Annotated in this window: 24 protein-coding genes; 19 read left to right on the forward strand and 5 right to left on the reverse strand. The window is 62.7% G+C overall.

Annotated elements, in window-relative coordinates; all coding sequences use genetic code 11:
* Position 1 precedes the first annotated feature (1 nt).
* The 10 genes from ACYCCG_RS23105 (at position 2) to ACYCCG_RS23150 (ending at position 11,909) form a co-directional block, all read left to right on the forward strand.
* Complete coding sequence (locus ACYCCG_RS23105) at positions 2-754, forward strand: transporter substrate-binding domain-containing protein (protein ID WP_176683280.1); 753 nt, start codon at positions 2-4, stop codon at positions 752-754.
* 170 nt (positions 755-924) lie between these two features.
* The gene (locus ACYCCG_RS23110; RefSeq protein ID WP_021781693.1) at positions 925-1,644 is read left to right on the forward strand and encodes an ABC transporter permease; all 720 of its coding nucleotides are present in this window, start codon (positions 925-927) and stop codon (positions 1,642-1,644) included.
* The gene (locus tag ACYCCG_RS23115) at positions 1,641-2,351 is read left to right on the forward strand and encodes an ABC transporter permease (RefSeq protein ID WP_176683278.1); all 711 of its coding nucleotides are present in this window, start codon (positions 1,641-1,643) and stop codon (positions 2,349-2,351) included. Before ACYCCG_RS23110 ends, ACYCCG_RS23115 begins: the two co-directional genes overlap by 4 nt.
* A 16-nt stretch (positions 2,352-2,367) precedes the next feature.
* Positions 2,368-3,612 (forward strand): NAD(P)/FAD-dependent oxidoreductase, encoded by a 1,245-nt coding sequence (locus tag ACYCCG_RS23120; protein WP_176683277.1) that lies wholly within the window; start codon positions 2,368-2,370, stop codon positions 3,610-3,612.
* Positions 3,613-3,634: 22 nt separating this feature from the next.
* Entirely contained in the window at positions 3,635-4,417 is a 783-nt protein-coding gene (locus ACYCCG_RS23125; RefSeq protein WP_010954443.1) for an amino acid ABC transporter ATP-binding protein, read from the forward strand.
* A 468-nt stretch (positions 4,418-4,885) separates the two neighbouring features.
* A complete protein-coding gene (locus ACYCCG_RS23130; protein WP_459671888.1) occupies positions 4,886-5,695 on the forward strand; it encodes a gamma-glutamyl-gamma-aminobutyrate hydrolase family protein in 810 nt (269 codons plus the stop codon).
* A gap of 563 nt (positions 5,696-6,258) precedes the next feature.
* On the forward strand, positions 6,259-7,170 hold the full coding sequence (gene kdgD / locus ACYCCG_RS23135; protein ID WP_209965387.1) for a 5-dehydro-4-deoxyglucarate dehydratase: 912 nt from the start codon (positions 6,259-6,261) through the stop codon (positions 7,168-7,170).
* A 104-nt stretch (positions 7,171-7,274) separates the two neighbouring features.
* On the forward strand, positions 7,275-8,639 hold the full coding sequence (locus ACYCCG_RS23140) for an MFS transporter (protein WP_209965385.1): 1,365 nt from the start codon (positions 7,275-7,277) through the stop codon (positions 8,637-8,639).
* A 77-nt stretch (positions 8,640-8,716) separates the two neighbouring features.
* Complete coding sequence (garD, locus tag ACYCCG_RS23145; protein ID WP_339533527.1) at positions 8,717-10,270, forward strand: galactarate dehydratase; 1,554 nt, start codon at positions 8,717-8,719, stop codon at positions 10,268-10,270.
* A gap of 58 nt (positions 10,271-10,328) precedes the next feature.
* On the forward strand, positions 10,329-11,909 hold the full coding sequence (locus tag ACYCCG_RS23150; protein ID WP_209965380.1) for an aldehyde dehydrogenase (NADP(+)): 1,581 nt from the start codon (positions 10,329-10,331) through the stop codon (positions 11,907-11,909).
* A gap of 132 nt (positions 11,910-12,041) precedes the next feature.
* On the opposite strand, the gene ACYCCG_RS23155 is transcribed toward ACYCCG_RS23150, so the two are convergent.
* Positions 12,042-12,791: a FadR/GntR family transcriptional regulator gene (locus ACYCCG_RS23155; RefSeq protein ID WP_003247694.1), complete on the reverse strand. Its 750-nt coding sequence runs from the start codon at positions 12,789-12,791 to the stop codon at positions 12,042-12,044.
* 199 nt (positions 12,792-12,990) lie between these two features.
* On the opposite strand from ACYCCG_RS23155, the gene ACYCCG_RS23160 reads away from it, so the two are divergent.
* The 3 genes from ACYCCG_RS23160 (at position 12,991) to ACYCCG_RS23170 (ending at position 15,116) form a co-directional block, all read left to right on the forward strand.
* On the forward strand, positions 12,991-13,641 hold the full coding sequence (locus ACYCCG_RS23160) for a DUF998 domain-containing protein (protein ID WP_459671893.1): 651 nt from the start codon (positions 12,991-12,993) through the stop codon (positions 13,639-13,641).
* Positions 13,642-13,715: 74 nt separating this feature from the next.
* Entirely contained in the window at positions 13,716-14,045 is a 330-nt protein-coding gene (locus tag ACYCCG_RS23165) for a hypothetical protein (protein WP_209965375.1), read from the forward strand.
* 162 nt (positions 14,046-14,207) lie between these two features.
* Positions 14,208-15,116, forward strand: coding sequence for a LysR family transcriptional regulator (locus ACYCCG_RS23170; protein WP_459671909.1), 909 nt, complete (start codon positions 14,208-14,210; stop codon positions 15,114-15,116).
* On the opposite strand, the gene ACYCCG_RS23175 is transcribed toward ACYCCG_RS23170, so the two are convergent.
* Positions 15,117-15,635: a DMT family transporter gene (locus ACYCCG_RS23175; RefSeq protein ID WP_339444150.1), complete on the reverse strand. Its 519-nt coding sequence runs from the start codon at positions 15,633-15,635 to the stop codon at positions 15,117-15,119.
* Between the two features lie 196 nt (positions 15,636-15,831).
* Between ACYCCG_RS23175 and ACYCCG_RS23180 the strand changes: the two genes are divergently transcribed.
* From ACYCCG_RS23180 to ACYCCG_RS23190, 3 genes are all read left to right on the forward strand, one after another.
* A complete protein-coding gene (locus ACYCCG_RS23180) occupies positions 15,832-16,341 on the forward strand; it encodes a MarR family winged helix-turn-helix transcriptional regulator (protein WP_176683267.1) in 510 nt (169 codons plus the stop codon).
* A gap of 334 nt (positions 16,342-16,675) precedes the next feature.
* Complete coding sequence (locus tag ACYCCG_RS23185; RefSeq protein ID WP_176683266.1) at positions 16,676-17,440, forward strand: hypothetical protein; 765 nt, start codon at positions 16,676-16,678, stop codon at positions 17,438-17,440.
* Between the two features lie 20 nt (positions 17,441-17,460).
* Complete coding sequence (locus ACYCCG_RS23190; RefSeq protein WP_459671897.1) at positions 17,461-18,099, forward strand: peroxiredoxin-like family protein; 639 nt, start codon at positions 17,461-17,463, stop codon at positions 18,097-18,099.
* Positions 18,100-18,179: 80 nt separating this feature from the next.
* Here ACYCCG_RS23190 and ACYCCG_RS23195 read toward each other — a convergent pair whose 3' ends face one another.
* Complete coding sequence (locus ACYCCG_RS23195) at positions 18,180-18,761, reverse strand: hypothetical protein (protein WP_021781714.1); 582 nt, start codon at positions 18,759-18,761, stop codon at positions 18,180-18,182.
* 215 nt (positions 18,762-18,976) lie between these two features.
* Here ACYCCG_RS23195 and ACYCCG_RS23200 point away from each other — a divergent pair, with 215 nt between their 5' ends.
* The gene (locus tag ACYCCG_RS23200) at positions 18,977-21,109 is read left to right on the forward strand and encodes a TonB-dependent receptor (protein ID WP_459671900.1); all 2,133 of its coding nucleotides are present in this window, start codon (positions 18,977-18,979) and stop codon (positions 21,107-21,109) included.
* An 84-nt stretch (positions 21,110-21,193) separates the two neighbouring features.
* On the opposite strand, the gene ACYCCG_RS23205 is transcribed toward ACYCCG_RS23200, so the two are convergent.
* Both ACYCCG_RS23205 and ACYCCG_RS23210 read right to left on the reverse strand, forming a co-directional pair.
* The gene (locus ACYCCG_RS23205; protein WP_459671902.1) at positions 21,194-22,486 is read right to left on the reverse strand and encodes a PQQ-dependent sugar dehydrogenase; all 1,293 of its coding nucleotides are present in this window, start codon (positions 22,484-22,486) and stop codon (positions 21,194-21,196) included.
* Positions 22,483-22,911, reverse strand: a complete 429-nt coding sequence (locus tag ACYCCG_RS23210; protein ID WP_339533534.1) for a DUF2231 domain-containing protein — start codon at positions 22,909-22,911, stop codon at positions 22,483-22,485. The genes ACYCCG_RS23205 and ACYCCG_RS23210 overlap by 4 nt, the downstream gene beginning before the upstream one ends.
* 164 nt (positions 22,912-23,075) lie before the next feature.
* Here ACYCCG_RS23210 and ACYCCG_RS23215 point away from each other — a divergent pair, with 164 nt between their 5' ends.
* Positions 23,076-23,363: a hypothetical protein gene (locus ACYCCG_RS23215; protein ID WP_459671904.1), complete on the forward strand. Its 288-nt coding sequence runs from the start codon at positions 23,076-23,078 to the stop codon at positions 23,361-23,363.
* 332 nt (positions 23,364-23,695) lie between these two features.
* On the forward strand, positions 23,696-24,167 hold a 472-nt coding region (locus tag ACYCCG_RS23220), incomplete at its 3' end, for a toxin VasX (RefSeq protein WP_459671906.1).

The following is a 24,167-nucleotide window of genomic DNA, read 5'->3' on the forward strand; positions in this document are numbered from 1 at the left end:
GATGAACAAGTCCATGGCCTTGGTGGGTGCGTGCGCCCTGCTGCTGGCGGGTGCCGCCAGCGCTGAAACCCTGCGGTTCGCCACCGAGGGTGCCTACCCGCCCTTCAACTATGTAGACGCCGATAACAAGCTGCATGGCTTCGATGTCGACATCACCCATGCCCTGTGCGAACAGATGAAAGTCGAATGCACGCTGGTGGCCCAGGACTGGGAAGGCATCATCCCCGCCCTGATGGCGCGCAAGTATGACGCGGTGGTAGCGTCGATGATCGATACCGAAGAGCGACGCAAGAAGATCGCCTTCACCGACCGCTACTACCGCACGCCCCTGACCGTGGCGGTTGCCAAGGACAGCAAGATCGACAGCGCCCAGACCGACTTTGTCGGCTACACCGTCGGTGCGCAGTCTTCGTCCACCCAGGCCATCTACGCCGAAGACGTGTATGGCAAGGCTGGTGCCGACGTGAAACTGTACCCGACCATGGACGAAGCCAACGCAGACCTGGCGGCCGGCCGCCTGGACGGCGTGATTGCCGACAAATTCCCGCTGCACGAGTGGATGAACAAGAACGGTGGGGATTGCTGCAAGATCCTTGGCGACGTGGCCGACACCAAGGCCGATGCCGCCATCGCTGTGCGCAAGGACGACGAAGCCCTGCGCCAGCGCCTGAATACCGCGCTGCAACAGATCGTGGCCAACGGTACCTATCAGAAGATCGCCAGCAAGTATTTTGCTTTCGATATCTACAACTGATCTTCAGGAAGTTGTGCGAACGCCCTGTGGGAGCGGCCTTGCGTCGCGATAGGGCCGCGTAGCGGCCCCGATAATCTCTGCAGTTGCATAAACCCTGGGGCCGCTACGCAGCCCTATCGCGACGCAAGGCCGCTCCCACAAGGCCGCATAACCTGCCCAAGAGGTTCGTCATGCTCGATCAATTGTCCTTGCTGTCTTTCGCCAGCGGAGGCTGGGGCCAGGCGTTGCTGGCCGGCGCGCTGGTTACCGTTTCCCTGGCCCTGGCCTGCCTGCCCATCGGCCTGCCACTGGGCCTGGTGGTCGCGCTGGCGGCGCGCTCACGCAAACGCCTGCCACGGGCCTGGGCCACCACCTTTTCTACCGTGTTCCGCGGCCTGCCCGAGCTGCTGACGCTGCTGATCATCTATTACGGCTGCCAGATCGCCGCGCAGAAGATCCTCGCCGCCATGGGTTATCAAGGTGAGTTCATCATCAACACCTTCCTCGCCGCGATGATCGCCTTCAGCCTGGTGTTCGCCGCGTTTTCCAGCGAGATCTGGCTGGCCGCCTTCAAGACCCTGCCCAAGGGCCAGCTGGAAGCCTGCTCGGCGCTTGGCCTGAGCAAGCGCACCGGTTTCTTCAAGGTGTTGCTGCCGCAACTGACCCGCATCGCCCTGCCCGGCTTGTCCAACAACTGGCTGTCGCTGCTCAAGGACACCTCGCTGGTGTCGACCATCTCGCTGGTCGACCTGATGCGCCAGACCAATCTGGCGGTCAGCGTAACCAAGGAGCCGATGTTCTTCTACGGCGTCGCCTGCCTGGGCTACCTGCTGTTCGCAGCACTGTCCGGGCGCGTGTTCGCCTACATCGAACGGCGCAGCAACCGCCACCTGCAAGGAGCACGCGCATGAGCTTCGATCAACTGCTGGCAATGGTGCTCGACCCCGACCTGCTGGAGCGCTACGGCCCACGCTTCATCGACGGCCTGCTGGTCACCGCCAAGCTGGTGGCAATTTCCTTCAGCCTGGGCGCTGTGCTCGGCCTTCTGCTGGCACTTGCGCGCATGTCTCGCAGCCTGTTGCTGCAGCGCATGGCTGCCGGCTACGTGTACTTCTTCCGCGGCTCGCCGCTGCTGGCGCAATTGTTCCTGCTGTATTACGGCCTGGGTTCGCTCAAGGGCTTCTGGCAGGACGTCGGCCTGTGGTGGTTCTTCCGCGAAGCGTGGTTCTGCACCTTGCTGGCGTTCACCCTGAACACCGCCGCCTATCAGGCCGAGATTTTCCGCGGCAGCCTGATGGCGGTTGCGCCTGGCCAGCATGAAGCGGCGCGGGCGCTGAACCTGAAACGCTCGACCACCTTCTTCAAGGTGATATTGCCGCAGTCGCTGCTGGTGGCCATCGGCCCGCTGGGCAACGAACTGATCCTGATGATCAAGGCCAGTGCGATCGCCTCGCTGGTGACGATCTACGACCTGATGGGCGTGACCAAACTGGCCTTCTCGCGCAGTTTCGACTTCCAGATCTACCTGTGGGCCGCCGTGCTCTACCTGGTGATCGTCGAACTGGTGCGGCGCCTGTTGAAACACCTGGAAGCCCGCCTGGGCCGCCACCTGAACTGACCGAAGGATACGTTTCATGCATTGCCAGACCCTTGTCCTTGGCGCCGGCATCGTCGGCGTCAGCACCGCGCTGCACCTGCAGGCACGCGGGCGCCAGGTAATTCTGATCGACCGCGACGAACCGGGCAGCGGCACCAGCCATGGCAACGCCGGGCTGATCGAGCGCTCCAGTGTCATCCCCTATGCCTTTCCGCGGCAATTGAGCGCACTGCTGCGCTACGGCCTGAACCGCCAGCCCGATGTGCGCTACAGCCTGACGCACCTGCCCAAGGCCGCACCGTGGCTGTGGCGCTACTGGCGCCAGTCGGCACCCGGGCGTCTGGCCGGCGCCGCCGCCGATATGTTGCCGCTGGTGCAGCGCTGTGTCGAAGAGCATGACGCGCTGATCGCTGCTGCCGGCCTGGAAAGTCTGGTGCAAGCCAAAGGCTGGATCGAAGTGTTCCGCGACCCAGCGCTGTTCGAGCAGGCAAAAACCGATGCCAAGGGCCTGAGCCGCTACGGCTTGCAATTCGAAATCCTCGAATGCGGGCAACTACAGGCTCGTGAACACCAGTTGGACGCCACCGTGGTCGGTGGCATCCACTGGCTCGACCCGAAAACCGTGAACAACCCCGGCGCGCTCACCCGTGGCTATGCGGCGCTGTTCCTGCAACGCGGCGGGCAGTTCGTGCATGGCGATGCGCGCAGCCTGCGCCAGGCCAATGGCCAATGGCGGGTAGAGAGCCGTCGCGGCCCGATCACTGCTGACGAAGTGGTGGCCTGCCTCGGCCCACAGTCGGCCGACCTGTTCAGCGGCCTGGGCTACCAGATCCCGCTGGCAATCAAGCGGGGCTACCACATGCACTACAGCACCCGTGACGGCGCTCAGCTGGAGCACTCCATCTGTGACACCCAAGGTGGCTATGTTCTGGCGCCGATGGCGCGTGGTGTGCGCCTGACCACCGGCATCGAGTTCGACGCAGCCAGTGCGCCTGGCAACCAGATCCAGCTGGGCCGCTGCGAGGCCCTGGCGCGCAAGCTGTTCCCGGCCCTCGGCGAGCGCCTGGACGACACGCCTTGGCTGGGCCGCCGCCCCTGCCTGCCCGACATGCGCCCGGTGATCGGGCCGGCGCCGCGCCACCCAGGGCTGTGGTTCAACTTCGGCCATGCCCATCACGGCCTCACGCTGGGCCCGGTCTGCGGCCGGCTGCTGGCCGAGCTGCTCACTGGCGAGCCCCCCTTCACCGACCCCGCGCCTTACAGCGCGACCCGTTTCGACTGAACCCATGCGGGAGAACAACAAGATGACCGCACCACTGAGCCTTGCCACCCTTGCCCCCGAACCCGACCCACGTCCGGTGCTGATCCGCATCGAAGGCCTGAACAAGCACTATGGCGCGTTCCACGTGCTGCGCGACATCGACCTGCAGGTGCGCGAAGGCGAACGCATCGTGCTGTGCGGGCCGTCCGGCTCGGGCAAGTCGACCCTGATCCGTTGCATCAACCGCCTGGAAGTCGCCCAGCAGGGCAGCATCCAGGTGGACGGCATCGACCTGGCGGCCACCACGCGCGAGGCGGCACAGGTACGCAGCGACATCGGTATGGTGTTCCAGCACTTCAACCTGTTCCCGCACATGAGCGTGCTCGACAACTGCCTGCTGGCCCCCACCAGCGTGCGCGGGCTGTCACGCAAGGACGCCGAGGAGCGGGCACGCATGTACCTGAGCAAAGTCGGCATCGAAAGCCAGGCGCACAAATACCCCAGCCAGCTGTCCGGCGGCCAGCAGCAGCGCGTGGCAATCGCCCGGGCGCTATGCATGAAGCCGCGGATCATGCTGTTCGACGAGCCCACTTCGGCGCTGGACCCGGAAATGGTCGCCGAAGTGCTGGATGTATTGGTGCAGTTGGCTGGGACGGGCATGACCATGCTGTGCGTCACCCATGAAATGGGCTTTGCCCGGCAGGTAGCCGAGCGGGTGCTGTTCCTTGAGGGGGGTCAGATCATCGAGGACAGCCCGCCGCAGGTGTTCTTCAACCAGCCGCGCACCGAGCGGGCCAAGGCATTCCTGGCGCAGATCCTGCATTGATTGAAAGCCTGTGGGAGCGGGTTTATCCGCGAAGAAGACACCGCCGTGCATGGCACGGGCTTCGCCCGTGTTCGCGGGCAAGCCCGCTCCCACAGGGATCGCGCCAGCTTTTAGAAGTTGAGCAAGACAGTTGCTCCCACAGGACCGAGGTGACTTCAAGTCACCTACTCATTGCACCGCTGCAATGACCCAACTGCATCGTTAAATATTATTGACCGCAGCCCCTGCCAAACCCACGCCGCCACAGGCCCGCATCGGTTTCAGCCCCCAAAAAACGGCGTATTCCCCGCGTTAAAGCCCGCTTCCGTCGTTTGACATATCGAACGGCTCTGGCAAGCTATCTACAAGCCCCGACCGGAATCGTCGCCTCTGACGAGCCGGCAGTGCTCGGGGCCACAGGCAGCACTCAGGGCCCCGCGCCGTGCGCCTGCACAACAACGACAGGTCGAACCTGTCCCAAGGTGACATATGTCCAACAGCAACATTGGCAACAAGCAACCTTCCCTGCGCAAACCCGTCGTCCTGATGACCATGGGCACCCAAGAGCGCAAAGGCCATGACTATCAGGTCATGACCCACAAATACATTAGCCCGCTGGTCGAGTTCTCCGATTGCGTCCCGGTGTTGGTGCCCACCTGCTTCGGCACTGAAGACCTCGAGACCTACCTGGACATGGCCGACGGCGTGTACCTGACTGGCGCTGGCAGCAACATCGACCCAGCCCTGTATGGCCAGGAAAACCAGACCCCAGGCAAAGGCCAGGACCAAAACCGCGACCTGTTCGACATTCCGCTGGTCAAGGCGGCGATCAAGCGTGGCCTGCCCATCTTCGGCATCTGCCGTGGCATGCAGGAAATCAACGTAGCCCTGGGTGGTGACATTTACCAGAAGGTGTATGCCGAACCTGGGTTCAATGACCACCGGGAAAACCCCGAAGACCCGGTCGAAGTGCAGTACGCCCAGGTGCATGGGGTGAAGATCCAGCTGGGCAGCTGGCTGCACGACACCCTGGGTACCGACGAGATTCGCGTCAACTCGCTGCATGGCCAAGGCCTGCACAAGCTCGGCGCCGGTATTGAAGCCATCGCCCGTGCCGAAGACGGCCTGGTCGAAGCGATTCACGCGCCAAGCATTTCGCCGTTCCTGTTCGCCGTGCAGTGGCACCCCGAATGGCAAGCGGCGAAGAACCCTGATTCCATAAAGATCTTCCAGGCTTTCGGCGACGCTTGCCGGGCCCAGGTACGCAAGGCGCAAACCAAGCGTCAGCACGCGGCCTGACCTTCAGTTTCCTCTGCTTTGATCGCGGGGCGGTGCAAGGCCGCCCCCGTTTCCCCGGTCACCCTCTGCTGGTCCCAGAACACTTCCCGTGGAATCGGGCGGCGGGCTTGTGCCTGTCTCCGCGATCGTTTTTTTCTTCCCCTCAAGAGATACGATGACTGCCATGTATTTGTCGTCGTACCTGCTGCGCCTGTGAAATCGAGCGCCGCCCGCGCGGCGCTTCGCGGGTAAACCCGCTCCTACGTTTGTTTCGGGCCAGTTATGCCTGTGGCATTTGCGCGCGAATGCCTTGGCGCATGCCTCGATATCGCGTCGTACAAACAAGGCGGTCGCGCGCGTCTGGCACAGGCGATACTGGCCCGAAACAAACGTAGGAGCGGGTTTACCCGCGAAGCGCCGCGCGGGCGGCGCTCGATCTGCGCCACAACACACCTATCCAGACGGCCACCCTGGCGAGAACACAAAATTCTGAAAAAGGACTAGTCATCGAATAGGTTGTACGATAACTTACCTCCGACGCAAGACAACACCCTTCACCCAAGCGCCCCAGGATGCCAACAACAATGACTCCACAAGAACTCAAATCCATCCTCTCCCACGGCCTGCTGTCCTTCCCGGTCACCGACTTCAACGCCCAGGGCGACTTCAGCCCGGCTGGCTACATCAAGCGCCTTGAGTGGCTGGCCCCCTACGGCGCCAGCGCGCTGTTCGCCGCCGGCGGTACCGGTGAATTCTTCTCCCTGGCCGCCAGCGAATACAGCCAGGTGATCAAGACCGCGGTTGACACCTGCGCCACTTCGGTGCCGATCCTCGCCGGTGTCGGCGGCTCCACCCGTCAGGCCATCGAATACGCGCAAGAAGCCGAGCGCCTGGGTGCCAAGGGCCTGCTGTTGCTACCGCACTACCTGACCGAAGCCAGCCAGGACGGCGTCGCCGCCCACGTCGAAGCGGTGTGCAAATCGGTAAACATCGGTGTGGTGGTGTACAACCGCAACGTCTGCCGCCTGAACGCCGACCTGCTGGAAAAACTGGCCGAGCGCTGCCCGAACCTGATCGGCTACAAGGACGGCCTGGGTGATATCGAGCTGATGGTGTCGATCCGTCGTCGTCTGGGCGAGCGCTTCAGCTACCTGGGTGGCCTGCCGACCGCCGAAGTGTATGCGGCCGCCTACAAGGCCCTGGGTGTACCGGTGTACTCCTCCGCGGTGTTCAACTTCGTGCCGAAAACCGCCATGGACTTCTACAACGCCATCGCCCGGGACGACCACGCCACCGTGGCCAAGCTGATCGACGATTTCTTCCTGCCGTACCTGGACATCCGCAACCGCAAGGCCGGCTACGCCGTCAGCATCGTCAAGGCTGGCGCCAGAATTGCCGGTTACGACGCCGGCCCGGTGCGTACTCCGCTGACCGACCTCACCGCCGAAGAGTACGAGATGCTCGCCGCGTTGATGGACAAGATGGGCCCGCAGTAAGCGCTGCCCGCGGCCTGCCACATGCCGCGCCCGGAGTGGGCCTGCCCCACTCCGGTTACAATTCGTGAGCCCGCACAAAAATAACTAGTGGGAGTATTGCCAGCATGCAAGCGACTAAGAAAACGCATGTGCGCTACCTGATCCTGTTCATGCTGTTTCTGGTGACCACGATCAACTATGCCGACCGCGCGACCATTGCAATCGCAGGCTCCAGCCTGCAGAAAGACCTCGGCATTGACGCCGTAACCCTCGGTTATATCTTTTCCGCCTTCGGATGGGCTTACGTGGCTGGCCAGATTCCTGGTGGCTGGCTGCTCGATCGCTTCGGTTCCAAGAACGTCTACGCCTTCAGCATCTTCACCTGGTCGCTGTTCACCCTGCTGCAGGGTTTTGTCGGTGGCCTGCCGGTTGCCTGGGCCGTGGTCACCCTCTTCACCCTGCGCTTCCTGGTGGGCTTCGCCGAAGCCCCGTCATTCCCGGGTAACGCGCGCATCGTCGCCGCATGGTTCCCGACCCAGGAACGCGGCACGGCGTCGGCCATCTTCAACTCGGCGCAGTATTTCGCCACTGCACTGTTCGCCCCGATCATGGGCTGGATCGTGTTCAGCTTCGGCTGGGAGCACGTGTTCGTGGTCATGGGTGTGATAGGCATCATCTTCTCGATGGTGTGGCTGAAAACCATCTACAACCCGCGCCAACACCCGCGCATCAGCCCAAGCGAACTCGAGCACATCGAGCAGAACGGCGGCCTGGTCGACATGGACCAGAAGCGCGGCAGCGACGGCCCGAAATGGGGTTACATCAAGCAGTTGCTGACCAGCCGCATGCTGCTGGGCGTCTACCTGGGCCAGTACTGCATCAACGCCATCACCTACTTCTTCCTCACCTGGTTCCCGGTGTACCTGGTGCAGGAACGTGGCATGACAATCCTCAAGGCCGGCTTCATCGCCTCGCTGCCGGCGGTGTGTGGTTTCATCGGTGGCGTCCTGGGTGGCGTGATCTCCGACTGGCTGCTGCGCCGCGGCAACTCGCTGACCTTCTCGCGCAAACTGCCGATCGTCTGTGGCCTGCTGCTGTCCACCACCATGGTGTTCTGCAACTACGTCGATGCCGAGTGGATGGTGGTTGGCTTCATGACGCTGGCGTTCTTCGGCAAGGGCATCGGTGCGCTGGGCTGGGCGGTGGTAGCGGACACTTCGCCCAAGCAGATCGCCGGGCTGTCCGGTGGCCTGTTCAACACCTTCGGCAACATCGCGTCGATCACCACCCCTATCGTGATCGGCTACATCATCAGCGCCACCGGCTCGTTCAAGTGGGCGCTCGTGTACGTGGGTGCCAACGCGCTGGTAGCGGTATTCAGCTACCTGGTTATCGTCGGCCCCATCAAGCGTATCGAATTGCGTGATGCCGCCCCAAAGCCACACGCTGAGCCTGCCACCGACGGCGAACTGGCCAGCTCACGTCACTGAAAGCACACACCCACGCCGGGTCACCCGGCGTGGGCGGATGTACAAAAGCCTGAGAACCTGACAAGTAGGGCCCAAACATGCAGTTGATCGAACATTCCGACTCGCCCCGCTACGTCCGCCTGCACGACGACGACAACGTCGTTGTGGTCGTCAACGACGGCGGCTTGGGCGAAGGCGCCCGCTTCGCCGACGGCCTGACCCTGGTCGAAGGCGTGCCGCAAAGCCACAAGGTGGCCACCGTGGCCATCGCCAAGGGCGAGCCGGTGCGCCGCTACGGGCAAATCATCGGCTACGCGCTGGAAGACCTGCGCCAAGGCAGCTGGGTGCAGGAAAGCCAGTTGGCCATGCCGGCCGCCCCGGAACTGGACAGCCTGCCGCGCTGCGACGCCGTGCCACAGCCGCTGCCGCCGCTGGAGGGCTTCACCTTCGAGGGCTATCGCAATGCCGACGGCACTGTCGGCACCCGCAATATCCTCGGCATCACCACCACCGTGCAATGCGTGACCGGCGTGCTGGAACATGCGGTCAAGCGCATTCGCAACGAGCTGCTGCCCAAATACCCCAACGTCGACGACGTGGTGGCCATTACCCACAGCTACGGCTGCGGCGTGGCAATCAACGCCCGCGACGCTTACATCCCGATCCGCACCGTGCGCAACCTGGCGCGCAACCCCAACCTCGGCGGCGAGGCACTGGTGATCAGCCTGGGTTGTGAAAAACTGCAAGCCGGCCAGGTGATGCACGACAACGACCCGTCGGTGGACCTCAGCGACCCATGGCTGTACCGCCTTCAAGATGCCAGCCTTGGCTTTGTAGAAATGATCGAGCAGATCATGGACCTGGCCGAAACCCGTCTGAAGAGGCTCGACCAGCGCCGCCGCGAAACGGTCCCGGCCAGCGAACTGATCCTCGGCATGCAATGCGGTGGCAGCGACGCCTTCTCGGGCATCACCGCCAACCCGGCACTGGGCTATGCCGCGGACTTGCTGGTCCGCGCTGGCGCCACTGTGCTGTTCTCTGAAGTGACCGAGGTGCGCGACGCGATCTACATGCTGACCTCGCGCGCGGAAAACCAGGACGTTGCCGACGCGTTAGTGCGCGAAATGGACTGGTACGACCGCTACCTGCAGCAAGGCGCCGCCGACCGCAGCGCCAACACCACGCCGGGCAACAAGAAAGGCGGGCTGTCGAACATCGTCGAGAAGTCGCTGGGTTCGATCGTCAAGTCGGGCAGCGGCGCTATCCAGGGCGTGCTCGGCCCAGGCGAGCGGGTCAACCGAAAAGGCCTGATTTTTTGCGCCACCCCGGCCAGCGACTTTGTCTGTGGCACCTTGCAACTGGCGGCTGGCATGAACCTGCACGTCTTCACTACCGGCCGCGGCACCCCTTATGGCCTGGCCATGGCACCGGTGGTCAAGGTGTGTACCCGCAGCGAACTGGCCCAACGCTGGCCCGACCTGATCGACATCGACGCCGGTCGCATCGCCAGTGGTCGCTCGACCATCGAGGAGCTGGGTTGGGAGCTGTTCCATTACTACCTGGACGTGGCCAGCGGCCGCAAGCAGACCTGGGCCGAACAACACCGGCTGCACAACGACATCACCCTGTTCAACCCGGCGCCCATTACCTGATGCCGCAGCCCTGACCACGCATTCACGCACTCCACTCTCAATCCCACAGGAGCACCCCATGCCTGAGATCCTCGGCCATAATTTCATCGCCGGTCAGCGCAGTGCCGCTGGCCCTCAGCGCCTGCAGAGCCTGGACGCCAGCACTGGCGAAGCCCTGCCCTACAGCTTTACCCAGGCCACCGAAGCCGAAGTGGACCAGGCCGCCAAGGCCGCTGCCGCTGCCTTCGCCGAGTTCCGCCAGCTGGCCCCGGCACGTCGGGCCGAGTTCCTCGACGCCATTGCCGCTGAACTCGACGAACTGGATGACGCCTTCGTCGCCATCGTCTGCCGCGAAACCGCCCTGCCCGCCGCCCGTATCCAGGGCGAGCGCGGCCGCACCAGCGGGCAGATGCGCCTGTTCGCCCAGGTGCTGCGCCGCGGCGACTTCCTCGGAGCGCGCATCGACCTGGCACTGCCCGAGCGCCAGCCGCTGCCACGCGTAGACCTGCGCCAGATGCGCATCGGCGTGGGCCCGGTCGCGGTGTTCGGTGCCAGCAACTTCCCGCTGGCCTTCTCCACCGCCGGGGGGGATACCGCCGCCGCCCTGGCCGCAGGCTGCCCGGTGGTATTCAAGGCGCACAGCGGCCACATGGCCACCGCCGACCTGGTCGGCTGCGCTATCATGCGCGCCGCTGAGCGTACCGGCATGCCCAAGGGCGTGTTCAACATGGTGTTTGGTGGCGGCGTGGGCGAGTGGCTGGTCAAGCACCCCGCCATCCAGGCGGTTGGCTTCACCGGCTCGCTGAAAGGCGGCGATGCCCTTTGCCGCATGGCCGCTGAGCGGCCGCAGCCAATCCCGGTATTCGCCGAGATGTCCAGCATCAACCCGGTCATCATCCTGCCGGGCGCCCTGGCCAAACGTGGCGAGGCCATTGCCCGCGAGTTGGCGGGGTCTGTGTGCATGGGTGCCGGGCAGTTCTGCACCAACCCTGGGCTGGTGATTGGCTTGCAGTCGCCACAGTACAGCCAGTTGCTCGCCGACCTTGGCCAGTACCTGGATCAGCAAGCCGGGCAAACCATGCTCAACGCTGGCGGCCTGCGCAGCTACGTTGGCGGCCTTGAACACCTGCATGCCCATGCCGGTATCGAGCATGCGGCCGGCCAGGTGCAGGACGGCAACCAGGCGCGCGCTCAGCTGTTCAAGGCCGATGCACGCCTGCTGGTCGAGTCCGACCCGCTGTTGCAGGAAGAAGTGTTTGGGCCCACCACCGTGGCCGTAGAGGTGCAGGACAACGACCAACTGCGCGACGCGCTGCTCGGCCTGCGTGGCCAGCTGACCGCAACGCTGATCGGCGAAGCGGAGGACTTCGATGCCTTCGCCTGGCTGGTGCCGCTGCTGGAGGAGAAAGTCGGTCGAATCCTGGTCAATGGCTACCCGACCGGTGTCGAAGTCTGTGATGCGATGGTGCACGGCGGCCCGTACCCCGCGACCTCCGATGCGCGAGGCACCTCGGTCGGTACTTTGGCCATCGACCGCTTCCTGCGCCCGGTGTGCTACCAGAACTACCCGCAGACACTGCTGCCTGAAGCACTGCGCGACGGCAACCCGCTGGGGCTGCGGCGGTTGGTGAACGGGCAGTGGAGTGACGGGGCGATCTGACTGGTTGCAAGCAACAAGAAAGCCCTGCGCACGGCGGGCTTTTCTTTTTGACTGTACCGGCCTCTTCGCGGGCAAGCCCGCTCCTACAGGGCTATCTTGCCCGCGAAGAGGCCATTACAGGCAGCAAAGGCTTCAGGTCCCTTGTGCTTCCGCCGCCTCATGCGCCTGGCGCAAGCGCTCGCGGCTGTTGCTCAGGTGCATGCGCATGGCCATCTTCGCCCCTTCGCTGTCACGCCGGGCAATCGCCTCATAGATCGCCTCGTGCTCATGCATCAGGCGGCTCATGTAATGCGCCTGGTCATCATGGGCCAGGCGCGCCGAATTCAGCCGGGTGCGCGGGATGATGCTGGTACCCAGGTGGTTGATGATGTCGGCGAAGTAGTGGTTGCCGCTGGCCTGGGCAATGCGCAGGTGGAACTGGAAGTCCGCCGACACCGCATCAGTGGCGTGGGCCGCCCCCTCGTTGAGTTCGTCCAGCGCCGCCCGCATACCGGCCAGGGCTTCGTCGCTTCGCCGTTGGGCCGCCAGCCCGGCCGACTCGATCTCCAGGGCAATGCGCAACTCCAACACCGCCAGCACTTCGCGCAGGGTGACCACGGTGGCCGGGTCGATACGGAAACCGCCCGTAGCCGGCGCATCCAGCACGAAGGTGCCGATGCCGTGGCGGGTCTCTACCTGCCCGGCAGCCTGCAGCCGCGAAATCGCCTCACGCACCACCGTGCGGCTGACGCCCTCTTCGGCCATGATCTGCGATTCGGTCGGCAGCTTGTCGCCGCGCTTGAGCTGGCCGCTGCGAATGCGTTCGGTCAGCACCGTGACCAGTTCCTGGGCCAGACTGCGCGGCTTGCGCCGGGTCCTTGCCTGTACCTGCTGCTCTGTCATTGCCCTGTATTTCACCTTGAAAGACAGCGCTCATCATAGCGCAAGCGGTTGTACGATCACATACACCCGGTGCGGTATTTATTGCCCATCTTTGTAGACCCTGGCCCATGAAAAAACGCGCAGAATCACTGGCCCATGGTCTGCGCGAGCCTGTACTGTATGCCTTCACGCTCACTGATCCATGGAAGGAATCTGCAGTATGAAAACCCTCGACCGCCTTTTGCTCGGCAGTGGCCTGCTGATCCCCCTATGGCTGCTGGCGGGCGTATGGCTCACCGCCCAGGCCTACCCTGGCTATGACCACCTGCAACAGGCCATGAGCCAGCTTGGCGCGGCCGGCTCGCCCACCCACAGCTGGTCGCCACGGGTCAACAACTACCCTCTAGCCCTGCTGTTTACCCTGTTCGCCTGGGGCCTGGTACGGCGCTGGCACAGCTCGAAGCTGGCGCTGCTAAGTGCGGGCCTGGTGTTGCTGCATGGCATGGGCAGTTTGGGCACCGGCTGGTTCCCCTGCGACCAGGGCTGTGCACCGGCACAGCCATCTACCTCGCAGCAACTGCATAACCTGTTTGGCCTGCTGATGTTCCTCTCGCTGACCTTTGCCAGCGCCCTATGGGCATGGCTGGGCAACCGTATTGCCGGCTCCCCCGCTCTGGCGCTGTTTTCGCTGGCTTGCGTGGTACTGGCGATCACCACCGTCGCGTTGATGGGCCAGGCGGCGCAGAGTGGCCAGCTGTTCGGCCTGTATCAACGCCTCAACTATGGCGTGTCGGTGCTCTGGGTTGCCAGCCTGGCCTGGACAAGCTTGCGCAAGCCCGCGGCCAGCCCTCTGCGCATGGCGGTGACCTGACGGCAAATTGCTGGCCCACAGCACCGGAAAGCGAAGGCAAACTCCGTTTTCTTTCAGATGCTTAGGACAGCAACATGCGAGTAATTCTAGCAACGATGGCCGGCTGCCTGCTGGCCACCCTCGCTTTCGGCGCCCAGGCCAGGCCACTGAGCCAGAACGATCGCCACACCTGTGGCTGGGGCGCGCAGATAGCCGCCGAGGCCCAGCAGGCCAAGCTTTCCGGGGTAACGCTGTACGCCACACGCAAGAAGCTTCAGGTGCGTAAGTTTCCCAAACCGTGGATGCGCATGACTGCCTTCGGCATTACCGAACAAACCTACAACAGCCGCTCGCGGCTCAAGCCGGCAGCGATAAAGCGGACTTACTTTGAGCAGTGTGTTCAGCATGCGACTGCAAGAAGATAATTCTATTTTTATCAGTAAATTACATAGCAAATATAAAGTCATTTAGTAGAGTCCATGTGCTGCGAAGCGGCCTCTATCGCCAGCAGTTTGTAAGCGCGTGCAACACTCAAGCATCTGATAAGCTGATTCAAGCCGCCAGAATTGACCAAGGCCATTCACCCGATGGATGAACTGCGCAAGATCGACCTCAACCTGCTGCTCGCGCTGCACGCCCTGCTCAGCGAAAAGCACGTGACCCGTGCAGCCTTGCGTCTGCACCGCAGCCAACCAGCGGTCAGCCACGCCTTGGCGCAGTTGCGCAAACACTTCGACGACCCTTTGCTGGTACGCCAAGGCGGCCGCATGGTCCTCACTGCCCGCGCCCAGTCGCTGGCACAGCCACTACAGGATGCACTGAGCAATCTCGACAGCCTGCTGGCCACCCCGCTGTTCGACCCAGCCCGGGCCCAGCGCCGATTCCGGCTGTCGCTGTCCGACTACGCTTCGCGCATCATCCTGCCGCACCTGCTGCGCCACCTGCGCCAAGTCGCGCCCGGAGTGGACCTGGCCATCAGCCAGGCCAGCCGTGAAACCATGTTGGCGCAGTTGCTCGATGGCGAACTGGATCTGGCCCTGGGCCTGTTCCCCGAACTGCCTCAGAACATCACCGCCCAGTCCCTGTTTGCCGATCGTTTCATCAGCGTTGCCGATCGCCAGGTGCTGCCTGCCAGCGGCGGCATGGCCTTGGAAGACTGGCTGGCACGCCCACATGTATTGATGGCCATGCGTCCGGATGCTTTCGATGAAATCGAGCGTGCGCTGGCCGCCCGGGGCCTGCAACGCCGCATTGCCCTGGCCTTGCCACACTGGAGTGCGGCGGTTGAAGTGCTGGCCGGCACTGACCTGATCCTGACGGTGGCCAGCCGCGCAGTGGGGTCGTTGCGCCAGCACAGGATACTGCGCCAGTTCACGCCGCCACTGGCCATTCCCTCCTTCGACTATCAGCAAGCCTGGCACAACCGCAAGGACAGTGACCCCGGGCACCGCTGGCTGCGTGAGACCGTATGGGCCTGTAGCCAACCGGGACGCTGATCAGTTTTCCTGCCCTTTCACAACTGCCGTGGAATGGGCCGGTGACGCCGTTGCCCAAGAGCCCTGTACCAGCAGCACTCCGCACAGGATCAGCACCACGCCTGCCACCTTGGTCAGGCTAAGCGGCTTGCCACCCAGGCCCATCACCCCGAAGTGGTCGGCAAGCACTGCCGTGATGATCTGCCCTGCCACCACCAGCACCAGGAACCCTGCTGCGCCGAGTTTGGGGGTGAGTGCTGCGGCGCCGGCTACATACATTGCCCCGAGCACGCCACCAATCCACAACCACCAGGGCCCCTGCAGGGCCTTTCCCATGTCTGGCGCCGGCACCCGGATGATCAGCAGGGCAGCGATCACCACCAGCATGCTTACCGTCAACGATGTGAAAGCCCCCCACAGCCAGTGCCCAAGTACCCGGCCTACCGCAGCATTACCCGCGGCCTGAAACGGCAATACAGCACCGGCAAGCAACGCCATGGCCACAGGAAGCGCCAGCAGGAGCATTGATTTACTGAACATGGCAATCCTCATCCAAGGTATCTATGGCCACCATGATGCTGCATTCCCCAGTACTGATAGAAATCAAAATCCTGCACTTGAACTATTCGTACCCTGCATAGTGAAACATCCCTTCCGGCCGGCGTGCGCATGGCTGTCTTCACCCTGAGACATCTGGGCTGTTGACTTAGTAAGGCACCAAGATAAACTGCGCCTTATGAATACGCTTGAGAACAAGCATCACATCATGCTCGATGCACTGACCGAGGCCCCCGCTGACGCCAGACAGAACGTGCGCCTGTGTTTCGAACTCCTGTCCGCTGCAGCGGCCATCAACCGGGTATGCGCCGCACGGTTGGCCCGCCATAACCTGTCGGAAGGGCGGTTCGCAATCCTCCTGACCTTGCAAGGCGCAGGCGGCCGCCTGGCACCGCTGGAGCTGGCAACGCGCCTGGCAATCACCTCGGGCACCGTAACCGGCCTGCTCGACGGCCTGCAGGGTGATGGTTTTATCAAGCGCCGCAAGGACGCCCATGACCGTCGCAAGCTGAGCATCAGCCTAACCTCGGCAGGCATAGCGGTACTCGACGCCGTATTCGCCGAACACACCGACTGGATCGGCACGATCATGCAGTCACTGGACAACACGCAACGCGACGCCCTGTCCATCACGCTACAGGCACTCTCGGCCAGTCCTGCCCTGGCACTGCCACCGGACAAGCACTGAACCCAAGGCACACCCGCAAGACCACATGGAGGTGGATAATGTTGCAGAATCAGAGCGTATTGGCCCGGCTTGGCAGGAAGCCCCGGGTACATAGCGAACACGACCAGTCAAGTCGCCGCCAACCTTGGCTCGAGGCCTGCCTGCCAGCGGCACTTTACCGGCGACTGTTCATCCGCCGCCTTGCCAGACAGCCACTGGCCATCGAGGGTTTCAGCTTTCGCCCATCGAAGATTCGGCACTGGGCCGTCCACTGGAGGATGTGCACATCAACGAGGCTGTGCACGTGCCTGGCCGGTCATCGAGTGCACCGTGCCACCGCCATGGAACCTCAGCAATGAGCGACGACCGAAAGTCCCTGATCGACCTTGGCCAACTCCCAACCCGCAACCTGGCCGAGTGCCTGGCGGTGGATCAAGCCGCCCTGGTCAACGCCTTGGCAGGCCAACTGCCCGCAGCGTTGGTAGAGCACCTCGCTGCCAGTGCAGACCAGGCCCAGGCACTGGGCCTGTCAAAAAAAGTGGCGGCCATTGGCCTGGCGCTAGGCAAGTGGCTGGAGCAGGCCCCCGAGCCTTTGCGCCAGCAGGTGTTCGAGCAATGCTGTACGCACCCGTCCGATACCGTGCGCAGCTGGGCGGCGTTCGCCCAGGCGTACCTTGCACGCTCGCAGCCTGTGGAAGATGCCCTGCTGGCGCAGTTTCGCTTCGCCCGCGATGAGCATTTCGGCGTGCGTGAATGGGCCTGGATTGCCCTGCGCCCGCGCCTGGCCCAGCACCCTGAAGCCGCCCTGGCGCTACTTGGACGCCATACAGGCGATGCAGACCCACTGGTGCGTCGGTTCTGCATCGAGATCCTGCGCCCGCGCGGCGTTTGGTGCGAGCACATTGCCACGCTCAAGCAACATCCAGAAGTGGCCGAGCCGTTGCTGGTACCGCTGCTGGCCGAAGCCGAGAAATATGCCCAGGACTCGGTCGCCAATTGGCTCAATGATGCCAGCAAGACCCGTCCCGACTGGGTACTTCAGCTGTTTCAGCGCCATCCCCCGGCCTGCAAGGCCTCGCAGCGCATACAAACCCGTGCTACCCGAAGCCTGCCCCAGTGAACCATCACAAGGAAACAAGCATGTCACTCAAGGAAAAACTCGACGCCGTCAAACAGCAGATGACCCAACTGCCCACCGAGGTGCTGGAAAAATTTGGCGCCTCGCTGCAAGCCCTGATCGCAAGGCATCCTGAGGACCACGTGCTCAAAGCCGGCGACAACGCCCCGCTGGCCGTGCTGGAGGATGCCGATGGCAAGGCCGTGGACCTGCGGGCCCTGCTGGCACGCGGCCCGCTGGTACTGGTGTTTTACCGCGGCCTGTGGTGCCCGTTCTGCAATGTAGTGCTTAGCGAATACCAGCAGATGGCAGGCGATCTGGCCGCCAGCGGTGCCACGCTGGTCGCCGTCTCCGCCCAGAGCCGCGCTGCCACCCTGAAAACCCGCGAATCCCTGGGCGTGCGCTACCAACTGCTGAGCGATCCGGGCAACCAGCTGGCGCGCCAGTACGGCATCGTCTTCGAGCTGGAGCCAGAGCTGGAGGCGGTATACCGAGCACTTGGCGCCGACCTCAAGGCACTGAACGAATGCGACGACCTCAGCCTGCCGATGGCCAGCGCTTTCGTCATCGGCCAGGATGGCCGCATTCGCCATGCCTTCGTCAATGTCGACTACTCCGAGCGTGCCGAACCCCAGGCTTTGATCGAAGCCGCGGGCCACTGAGGCCCGCACCCCGGCACCGGGCTGCCCGGACCGTAAATGCCCGATCGTAGGCGAGTAACCGAGGTCGGCAACGGCTGAGGTCAGCGCGAGGTTTCGACGCGCAGCACTTCGGTGTAGATCGCGTCGACCGTCTGGCCAACCTTGAGGTTCTTCATCCGTTTCTGCAGGTCTGGATTCTCGACCTTGACCACCTGCAGCTTGCCCTCCGGCGGCAACAAGCTCACCTCATGCGTGTTGAGGTCGATCTTCTTGATCTGAGAGGTAACCTTGACCTGGCGGAACGCCTCGCCGCCCGGGTTGGGGTTTTGCTCGGTTGCACGGATGGTACCGGACTCTTCAGTCGCTTTCGGCGCCCCACCCACGTCCGGATTGAGCACATAGGCCACGGCGCGTGTCACGTAGATGTCGACTTGGTCACCGACTTTCAGGTTGGGCAGCGCCTTGGCCTTTTCGGTCAGCTGGAACGTCACATCCTTCTTATCGTCAGGGCCTTTCACCGTGACTTGGCGGGTGGCCAGGTCGATAGCCGTTACCTGTGTGGTGACATGGCTTTCCAGCGCCTCGCTCCCGATGGGGATGCCGGCAGCCTGTACCGTGAAGCTGGCAGCAGAGGCCAGCGTGGCAAGGGCTACAGCACGAGCGAGAGTACGAATGGGGTTCATAGGCGTGTTCCCTGTGATCAAGTCCGAATAGGCGCGTGAAAGGTTCACGCGGTATCAAGCATAGCCATTACCTGCCGCCTTGCCGGCCCTTCCGGCGCGCGACGCATTTCGGCGCCGAAACCACTGTTATAGATAATACGAATTCTTTACACTTGCTTTACATTTGCAAATCATTACTATTCGTGACTCCCGATAACAACAAAGAGTCGCCTGTAATGGCAAAAAAGTCTGTTGCCACAGCATCCATTTCCATGCTTGGCCTGCTCGTTGTGCCTGCTGTACACGCTGCCGCCCAAACCGATACGCAAAGTAGCCTCGCTCTGCCCGCCACCGCCGTCACCAGCGTCTATGAGCAGCAAAGCTACAAGGCCAGTGAAAGCCGCAGCGCCATGAAGATCGACGCGCCGCTGCGCGATATCCCGCAAACTGTCAACGTCGTTCCCGAAAGCGTGATCAAGGACCAAGGCGCACAGTCCATGGAAGACGTGCTGAAGAACGTGCCCGGCATCGGCCTGTCCAACGGCGACGGCCAACGCGATCAGGTGACCATCCGTGGATTCAGCGCCATTGGCGACATGTACATAGACGGCGTGCGTGACGACGCCCTGTACTTTCGCGATCTGTCCAACATCGAGCGTGTCGAGGTGATCAAGGGCCCGGCCGCGGTGCTGTATGGCCGTGGCTCCTCGGGCGGGCTGATCAACAGCATCAGCAAGAAACCAAGCTTCACGCCCAAGCGCGAAGTCGGCATGAACTTCGACAGCGAAGGCAAACGCCGAACCCAGTTCGACACCGGCTGGGCCGACCCGCAAAGCAACCAGGCCTACCGCGTAACGGGTGCCTTCGAAGACAGCGACACCTTCCGCGATGATGGCTACATCGACCGCAAGGCCATCGCACCGTCGGCCTACTTCCGTCTCTCGGACGACCTGGAACTGAACCTGGGCGCCACCTACCTGTACGACAAGCGCCTGATCGACTTCGGCATCCCGGCCCTGGGCAACCGCCCGGTGGACGTGGACCGCGACAAACGCTTCGGCTCTGGCGATGCTGACCAGGATTACGCCCGCAGCGAGGTGTTCTCGCTTACAGCCAGCCTGGACTACCGCATCAACGACAACTTCACCCTGACCAACACCAGCCGTTACTACCGCTACGACCTGGACCGCAACAACACCTTGGCCGACAGCAGCCCGACGCGCTTCGTCACCGCGCCCAATGGTGAACTGCTGATCAAGCTCAACCGCGGCAACGTCGCCCGCGATGAGTACGGTGTGTTCAACCAGACGGAGCTCAAGCAACAGGCGCAACTGGCCGGCATGCAGCACAACCTGTTGTATGGCGTGGAAGCAGGCTTTCAGGACAAATACCAGCGCGTGCTGAGCCAGACCAACGTGGCCCAGGTACCGGTTTACCGCGATGCCTTGGTGCCGATACCGGAGCATGCCGCCAACCTGTCTTCCAAGGGCACCAACTTCCAGCAGACCACCGGTCTGTACGTGCAGGACATGATCGAGCTGAACGCGCACTGGAAGGCGTTGGTCGGTGTGCGTTATGACATCTTTGGCCAGGAGTACAACGACGACCGCGTGCAGAACATCGACCTTGATCGTACCGACAAGACCTGGAGCCCGCGTGCCGGCCTGGTCTACCAGCCAGACGCATTCCAGTCCTACTACGTGTCGGTCAGCCGCAGCTACCAGCCTTCGGGCGAAGTGTTCGCGGTGAGCCCGAGCAACCAGCACCTGGAACCGGAAGAAACCACCAACTATGAAATCGGCGCCAAATGGGACCTGCTCGACAGCCGCCTGTCACTGACCGCCGCAGTGTTCCGCCTTGAGCGCACCAACATGAAGACTGCCGACCCGGCCACCCCCAACCTGACCATATTGGCTGGCGAACAGCGTACCGATGGCTTCGAAGCCACCGTCAGCGGGCATCTCACCGACAAGTGGCAGATCTATGCCGGTTACGCTTACCTGGACGCCGAAATCACCAAGTCCAACAGCAAGACCAATGGCGTCGCGAACGAAGGCCAGACCCCTACCCTGACGCCGCGCAACAGCGCCAACGTCTGGCTGGTACGCACCCTGACACCGGAGTGGCGTGTGGCCGCCGGCGCCAACTACGTCGACGAACGCTACACAGCGCTCGACAATGTGGTGGTGATGCCGGGCTATACCACCTTCGACGCCGCGCTGCTGTACAGCGTGCCGCAATGGGATGCTGCGCTGCGCCTGAAGAACATGTTCGACCGTGACTACTATGCCTCGGCACATGGCTCAGTCGACCTGATCACCCCAGGGGCTCCGCGCACGCTGGAAGCCAGCTTCAACTACCGCTTCTGACCCGTGCGCAATGCTTGCCAGTCAGCAATTGGGCCGCTCTGCGGCCCATCGCCAGCAAGCTTTGCCGATTTGACCCGATAGCACTCAGCGATTACGCGTCACCCGCCACACCGTATTCGCCAGGTCATCGGCAATGATCAACGCTCCCCGCGGGTCCACCGTCACCCCAACCGGTCGCCCCCGGGTCTTGCCATCCTCACCGCGAAAGCCCGTGGCGAAGTCGATCGGTTCCCCAGCAGGCTTGCCATTGCTGAACGGCACGAAAATAACCTTGTACCCCACCGGGTTGGGGCGGTTCCAACTGCCGTGCTCGCCCACGAAAACACCGTCGGCAAAGCGCTCGCCCATTGCCGAGGTCGAGAAGTCGACACCCAGTGCAGCCACATGCGAACCCAGGCTGTAATCCGGCTTGATCGCCGCCGCCACCTTGTCCGGGTTCTGCGGCCGCACCCGCTCATCCACATGCTGCCCCCAGTAGCTGTAAGGCCAACCATAGAAGCCACCCTCACGCACCGAGGTAAGGTAGTCGGGCACCAGGTCAGGGCCCAACTCATCCCGCTCGTTGACCACCGTCCACAACTGTCCGGTCTGCGGCTGAATGGCCAATGCCGTCGGGTTACGCAAGCCGGAGGCATAGGGCCGGTGCGCCCCGCTCTCAGCATCGACCTGCCAGACCATGGCCCGATCGATCTCCACCTCCAGGCCGCGCTCGGTGATATTGCTGTTCGAGCCGATACCCACATACAAGAAGCGGCCATCCGGGCTGATGGTCAGCGCCTTGGTCCAATGGTGGTTGATCTCGGCCGGCAGGTCGGTGATCTTGGTTGGCGGGCCGTCGGCCTGGGTCTGGCCTTCCTGGTAGTCAAAGCGCACGAGCGCATCCTGGTTGGCTACATACAGCTTGCCGTTGGCATAGGCCAAGCCGTACGGTGCGTTGAGGTTTTCCGCAAACACGTCCTGTAGCTCGTAGTTTCCATCGCCGTCAGCATCGCGCAGCAAGGTCAGGCGATTGCCACCCTTGACCTGGGTATTGCCCTTGGCCTTGATCTGGCTGGCGATCACATCCTTGGGCTTGAGCTTGGCCGCGCTACCCCCCCTACCCTCAGCCACCAGAATGTCGCCATTGGGTAGCACCAGGCTCTGACGCGGGATTTTCAGGCCAGTGGCAATGGCCGTGACACTGAAGCCCTCCGGCACGGTCGGTTTCAGCTCACCCCAGGCAACCGGCTGCGCAATCTTCATATTTGGCAGCAAGCCGCGCTGAGGCTCCGGCAGCTTCGGGTCCGGGCCATGGGCCTGGGTCGGCTCGCCGTCGCCACCACAGGCACCCAACAATAGCGCCACGCTCAACAGGCTGAACGCATGCAAAGGCTTCATGCCACACCTCCTGAGCGCAGGTTGCTCAAACCGATCCAGGCGGCCACCACCGCGAGCACTGTCACGATTACCGACAACACCAGCCCAGAAGGCATCACCGCCCAGGCGTCCTTGGCATGCTCGAAGGCATTGATCAGCCCAAGCACCCAGGTCACCAACAGCAGCACGAAGTACAGCGTAGCGCGCCCGCCCTTGCGCTCGGCGCGGATCAGGTTGGCCAGCGCGAACAACAGTGCCAGCCCACAGAACACCAAGGCACCGGCGATCAGCCAGGCGGCGAAGTTGCTCCACTGAATCTGGTAGCTGTTGTAGTAGGCGATATCGCTCAACAGTGCGCCAAGGAACAACGGCACACTGCCTGCCAGCAGCAAGGCATGCAGCGGGCTGGGCGTACAGCGGTAGAGGGTTTGATCAGATGCGGTCACGGTGCCTCCTTTTCATTCAGTGACCCAGGGCTGATGGTCTTGCGCCATCAGGTAAGCGCAGGGTGCGCTTAGCAAAGGAGCCTCTTGACGCCGAGATAGTTCACCGCTTCGCTGTAATGAAATATCCTGCAAGGCATTTGCTGCCAAGCGCAGAAGGGGAATACATGAGCAGGCCAACTACGTCCTGGGCACTGGCCACCCTGTTAGGCCTCAGCCTGGCACTTACCGCTGGTTGCTCCAGCAAAGCCAGCCAGGCACGCTACGCCACGCCTGCAGTGGGCTCCAACTGCTTCGCCAAGGCCGTCCCCACTATCGGTGAAGGCGGCCTGGCCTGGGGCAATACATTGAGCATTGCGCAACAGAAATCGCTGAACAACTGCGTGCGTTATGCCAGCCGCTCGGGAGGCACGCCCAGGACTTGCCAGGTAGTGCTGGCCAAGTGCAAAAACTGAACATATAACAACCTTAAAGTACGAAACCTCCTACAAAAGCACTGCAACTTTTCACGCGATATTTCGCGAACGCAATACATATACGTTCAAATAAAATCTTACACTTTCAGCCTCGACCCAAAAGCAGCGTTCGAGGCATTGTCTTTCACTTGAATTCCAGATACTTGATCGCCCGCTCATCTCAGCAAATAAGTAGGAAACTTCTTACAGCATAGATTCGAGCCTGAAATCCAGCACAGTATGAATAACGGTATTTCAGTCTTGTCAGTACTGAAAGTTGCCGCAGTGCGTCTCTGGTTCGAAAAGACTGTCTCTCTGAGCAAGGAGCTCGCATGACCAATGCCTCCGTCAGCAGCGCCACCTCCGGTCCAGCCTGCAGCGCACGCATACCCATCCTGCCAGTGCGCTACGCCATCGTGCCCCGCACCGCCGACGCCCCCGCCTGCCGCTATGCCGATGCAGGCTTCAACCTGGAACAAGGCTTCACTCCACTGCAGCACTCGGCCTACACCCTCCGCGCTTTGCGCCCGGGCTATGTCTACGTGTTCATGAAAGGCCCTTTGGGCGAAAAGCTGGTCATTCATGAGCACGTCGGCGTGGGCCTCTACAAGGAGCTGCGCTACCAAGGGCTGGAAGACTACCACCAGCGTGGCCGCTACCTCTCCGGCCAGAGCACCGGCTGGGTGTGGGCCGACACCTGTCAGGACACCGCCAAGGAAGTGTGGATCGGTTACAGCCCGCACCTGTGGACCAACGCCATCACCGCCCGTATCACCGGTTCGCCAGCCCTGCGCAAACGGCACA

This window comes from Pseudomonas sp. VEM90, assembly GCF_054611535.1.

Excerpts from the sequence above, each read along its gene's own strand:
- garD (WP_339533527.1), top strand. The coding sequence starts at position 8,717 with ATGCAGTTGATCGAACATTCCGACTCGCCCCGCTACGTCCGCCTGCAC.
- ACYCCG_RS23125 (WP_010954443.1), top strand. The coding sequence starts at position 3,635 with ATGACCGCACCACTGAGCCTTGCCACCCTTGCCCCCGAACCCGACCCA.
- ACYCCG_RS23165 (WP_209965375.1), top strand. The coding sequence starts at position 13,716 with ATGCGAGTAATTCTAGCAACGATGGCCGGCTGCCTGCTGGCCACCCTC.
- ACYCCG_RS23150 (WP_209965380.1), top strand. The coding sequence starts at position 10,329 with ATGCCTGAGATCCTCGGCCATAATTTCATCGCCGGTCAGCGCAGTGCC.
- ACYCCG_RS23155 (WP_003247694.1), bottom strand. The coding sequence starts at position 12,791 with ATGACAGAGCAGCAGGTACAGGCAAGGACCCGGCGCAAGCCGCGCAGT.
- kdgD (WP_209965387.1), top strand. The coding sequence starts at position 6,259 with ATGACTCCACAAGAACTCAAATCCATCCTCTCCCACGGCCTGCTGTCC.
- ACYCCG_RS23120 (WP_176683277.1), top strand. The coding sequence starts at position 2,368 with ATGCATTGCCAGACCCTTGTCCTTGGCGCCGGCATCGTCGGCGTCAGC.
- ACYCCG_RS23205 (WP_459671902.1), bottom strand. The coding sequence starts at position 22,486 with ATGAAGCCTTTGCATGCGTTCAGCCTGTTGAGCGTGGCGCTATTGTTG.
- ACYCCG_RS23140 (WP_209965385.1), top strand. The coding sequence starts at position 7,275 with ATGCAAGCGACTAAGAAAACGCATGTGCGCTACCTGATCCTGTTCATG.
- ACYCCG_RS23160 (WP_459671893.1), top strand. The coding sequence starts at position 12,991 with ATGAAAACCCTCGACCGCCTTTTGCTCGGCAGTGGCCTGCTGATCCCC.
- ACYCCG_RS23110 (WP_021781693.1), top strand. The coding sequence starts at position 925 with ATGCTCGATCAATTGTCCTTGCTGTCTTTCGCCAGCGGAGGCTGGGGC.
- ACYCCG_RS23105 (WP_176683280.1), top strand. The coding sequence starts at position 2 with ATGAACAAGTCCATGGCCTTGGTGGGTGCGTGCGCCCTGCTGCTGGCG.
- ACYCCG_RS23190 (WP_459671897.1), top strand. The coding sequence starts at position 17,461 with ATGTCACTCAAGGAAAAACTCGACGCCGTCAAACAGCAGATGACCCAA.
- ACYCCG_RS23215 (WP_459671904.1), top strand. The coding sequence starts at position 23,076 with ATGAGCAGGCCAACTACGTCCTGGGCACTGGCCACCCTGTTAGGCCTC.
- ACYCCG_RS23170 (WP_459671909.1), top strand. The coding sequence starts at position 14,208 with ATGGATGAACTGCGCAAGATCGACCTCAACCTGCTGCTCGCGCTGCAC.
- ACYCCG_RS23130 (WP_459671888.1), top strand. The coding sequence starts at position 4,886 with ATGTCCAACAGCAACATTGGCAACAAGCAACCTTCCCTGCGCAAACCC.
- ACYCCG_RS23195 (WP_021781714.1), bottom strand. The coding sequence starts at position 18,761 with ATGAACCCCATTCGTACTCTCGCTCGTGCTGTAGCCCTTGCCACGCTG.
- ACYCCG_RS23115 (WP_176683278.1), top strand. The coding sequence starts at position 1,641 with ATGAGCTTCGATCAACTGCTGGCAATGGTGCTCGACCCCGACCTGCTG.
- ACYCCG_RS23180 (WP_176683267.1), top strand. The coding sequence starts at position 15,832 with ATGAATACGCTTGAGAACAAGCATCACATCATGCTCGATGCACTGACC.
- ACYCCG_RS23175 (WP_339444150.1), bottom strand. The coding sequence starts at position 15,635 with ATGTTCAGTAAATCAATGCTCCTGCTGGCGCTTCCTGTGGCCATGGCG.
- ACYCCG_RS23200 (WP_459671900.1), top strand. The coding sequence starts at position 18,977 with ATGGCAAAAAAGTCTGTTGCCACAGCATCCATTTCCATGCTTGGCCTG.
- ACYCCG_RS23185 (WP_176683266.1), top strand. The coding sequence starts at position 16,676 with ATGAGCGACGACCGAAAGTCCCTGATCGACCTTGGCCAACTCCCAACC.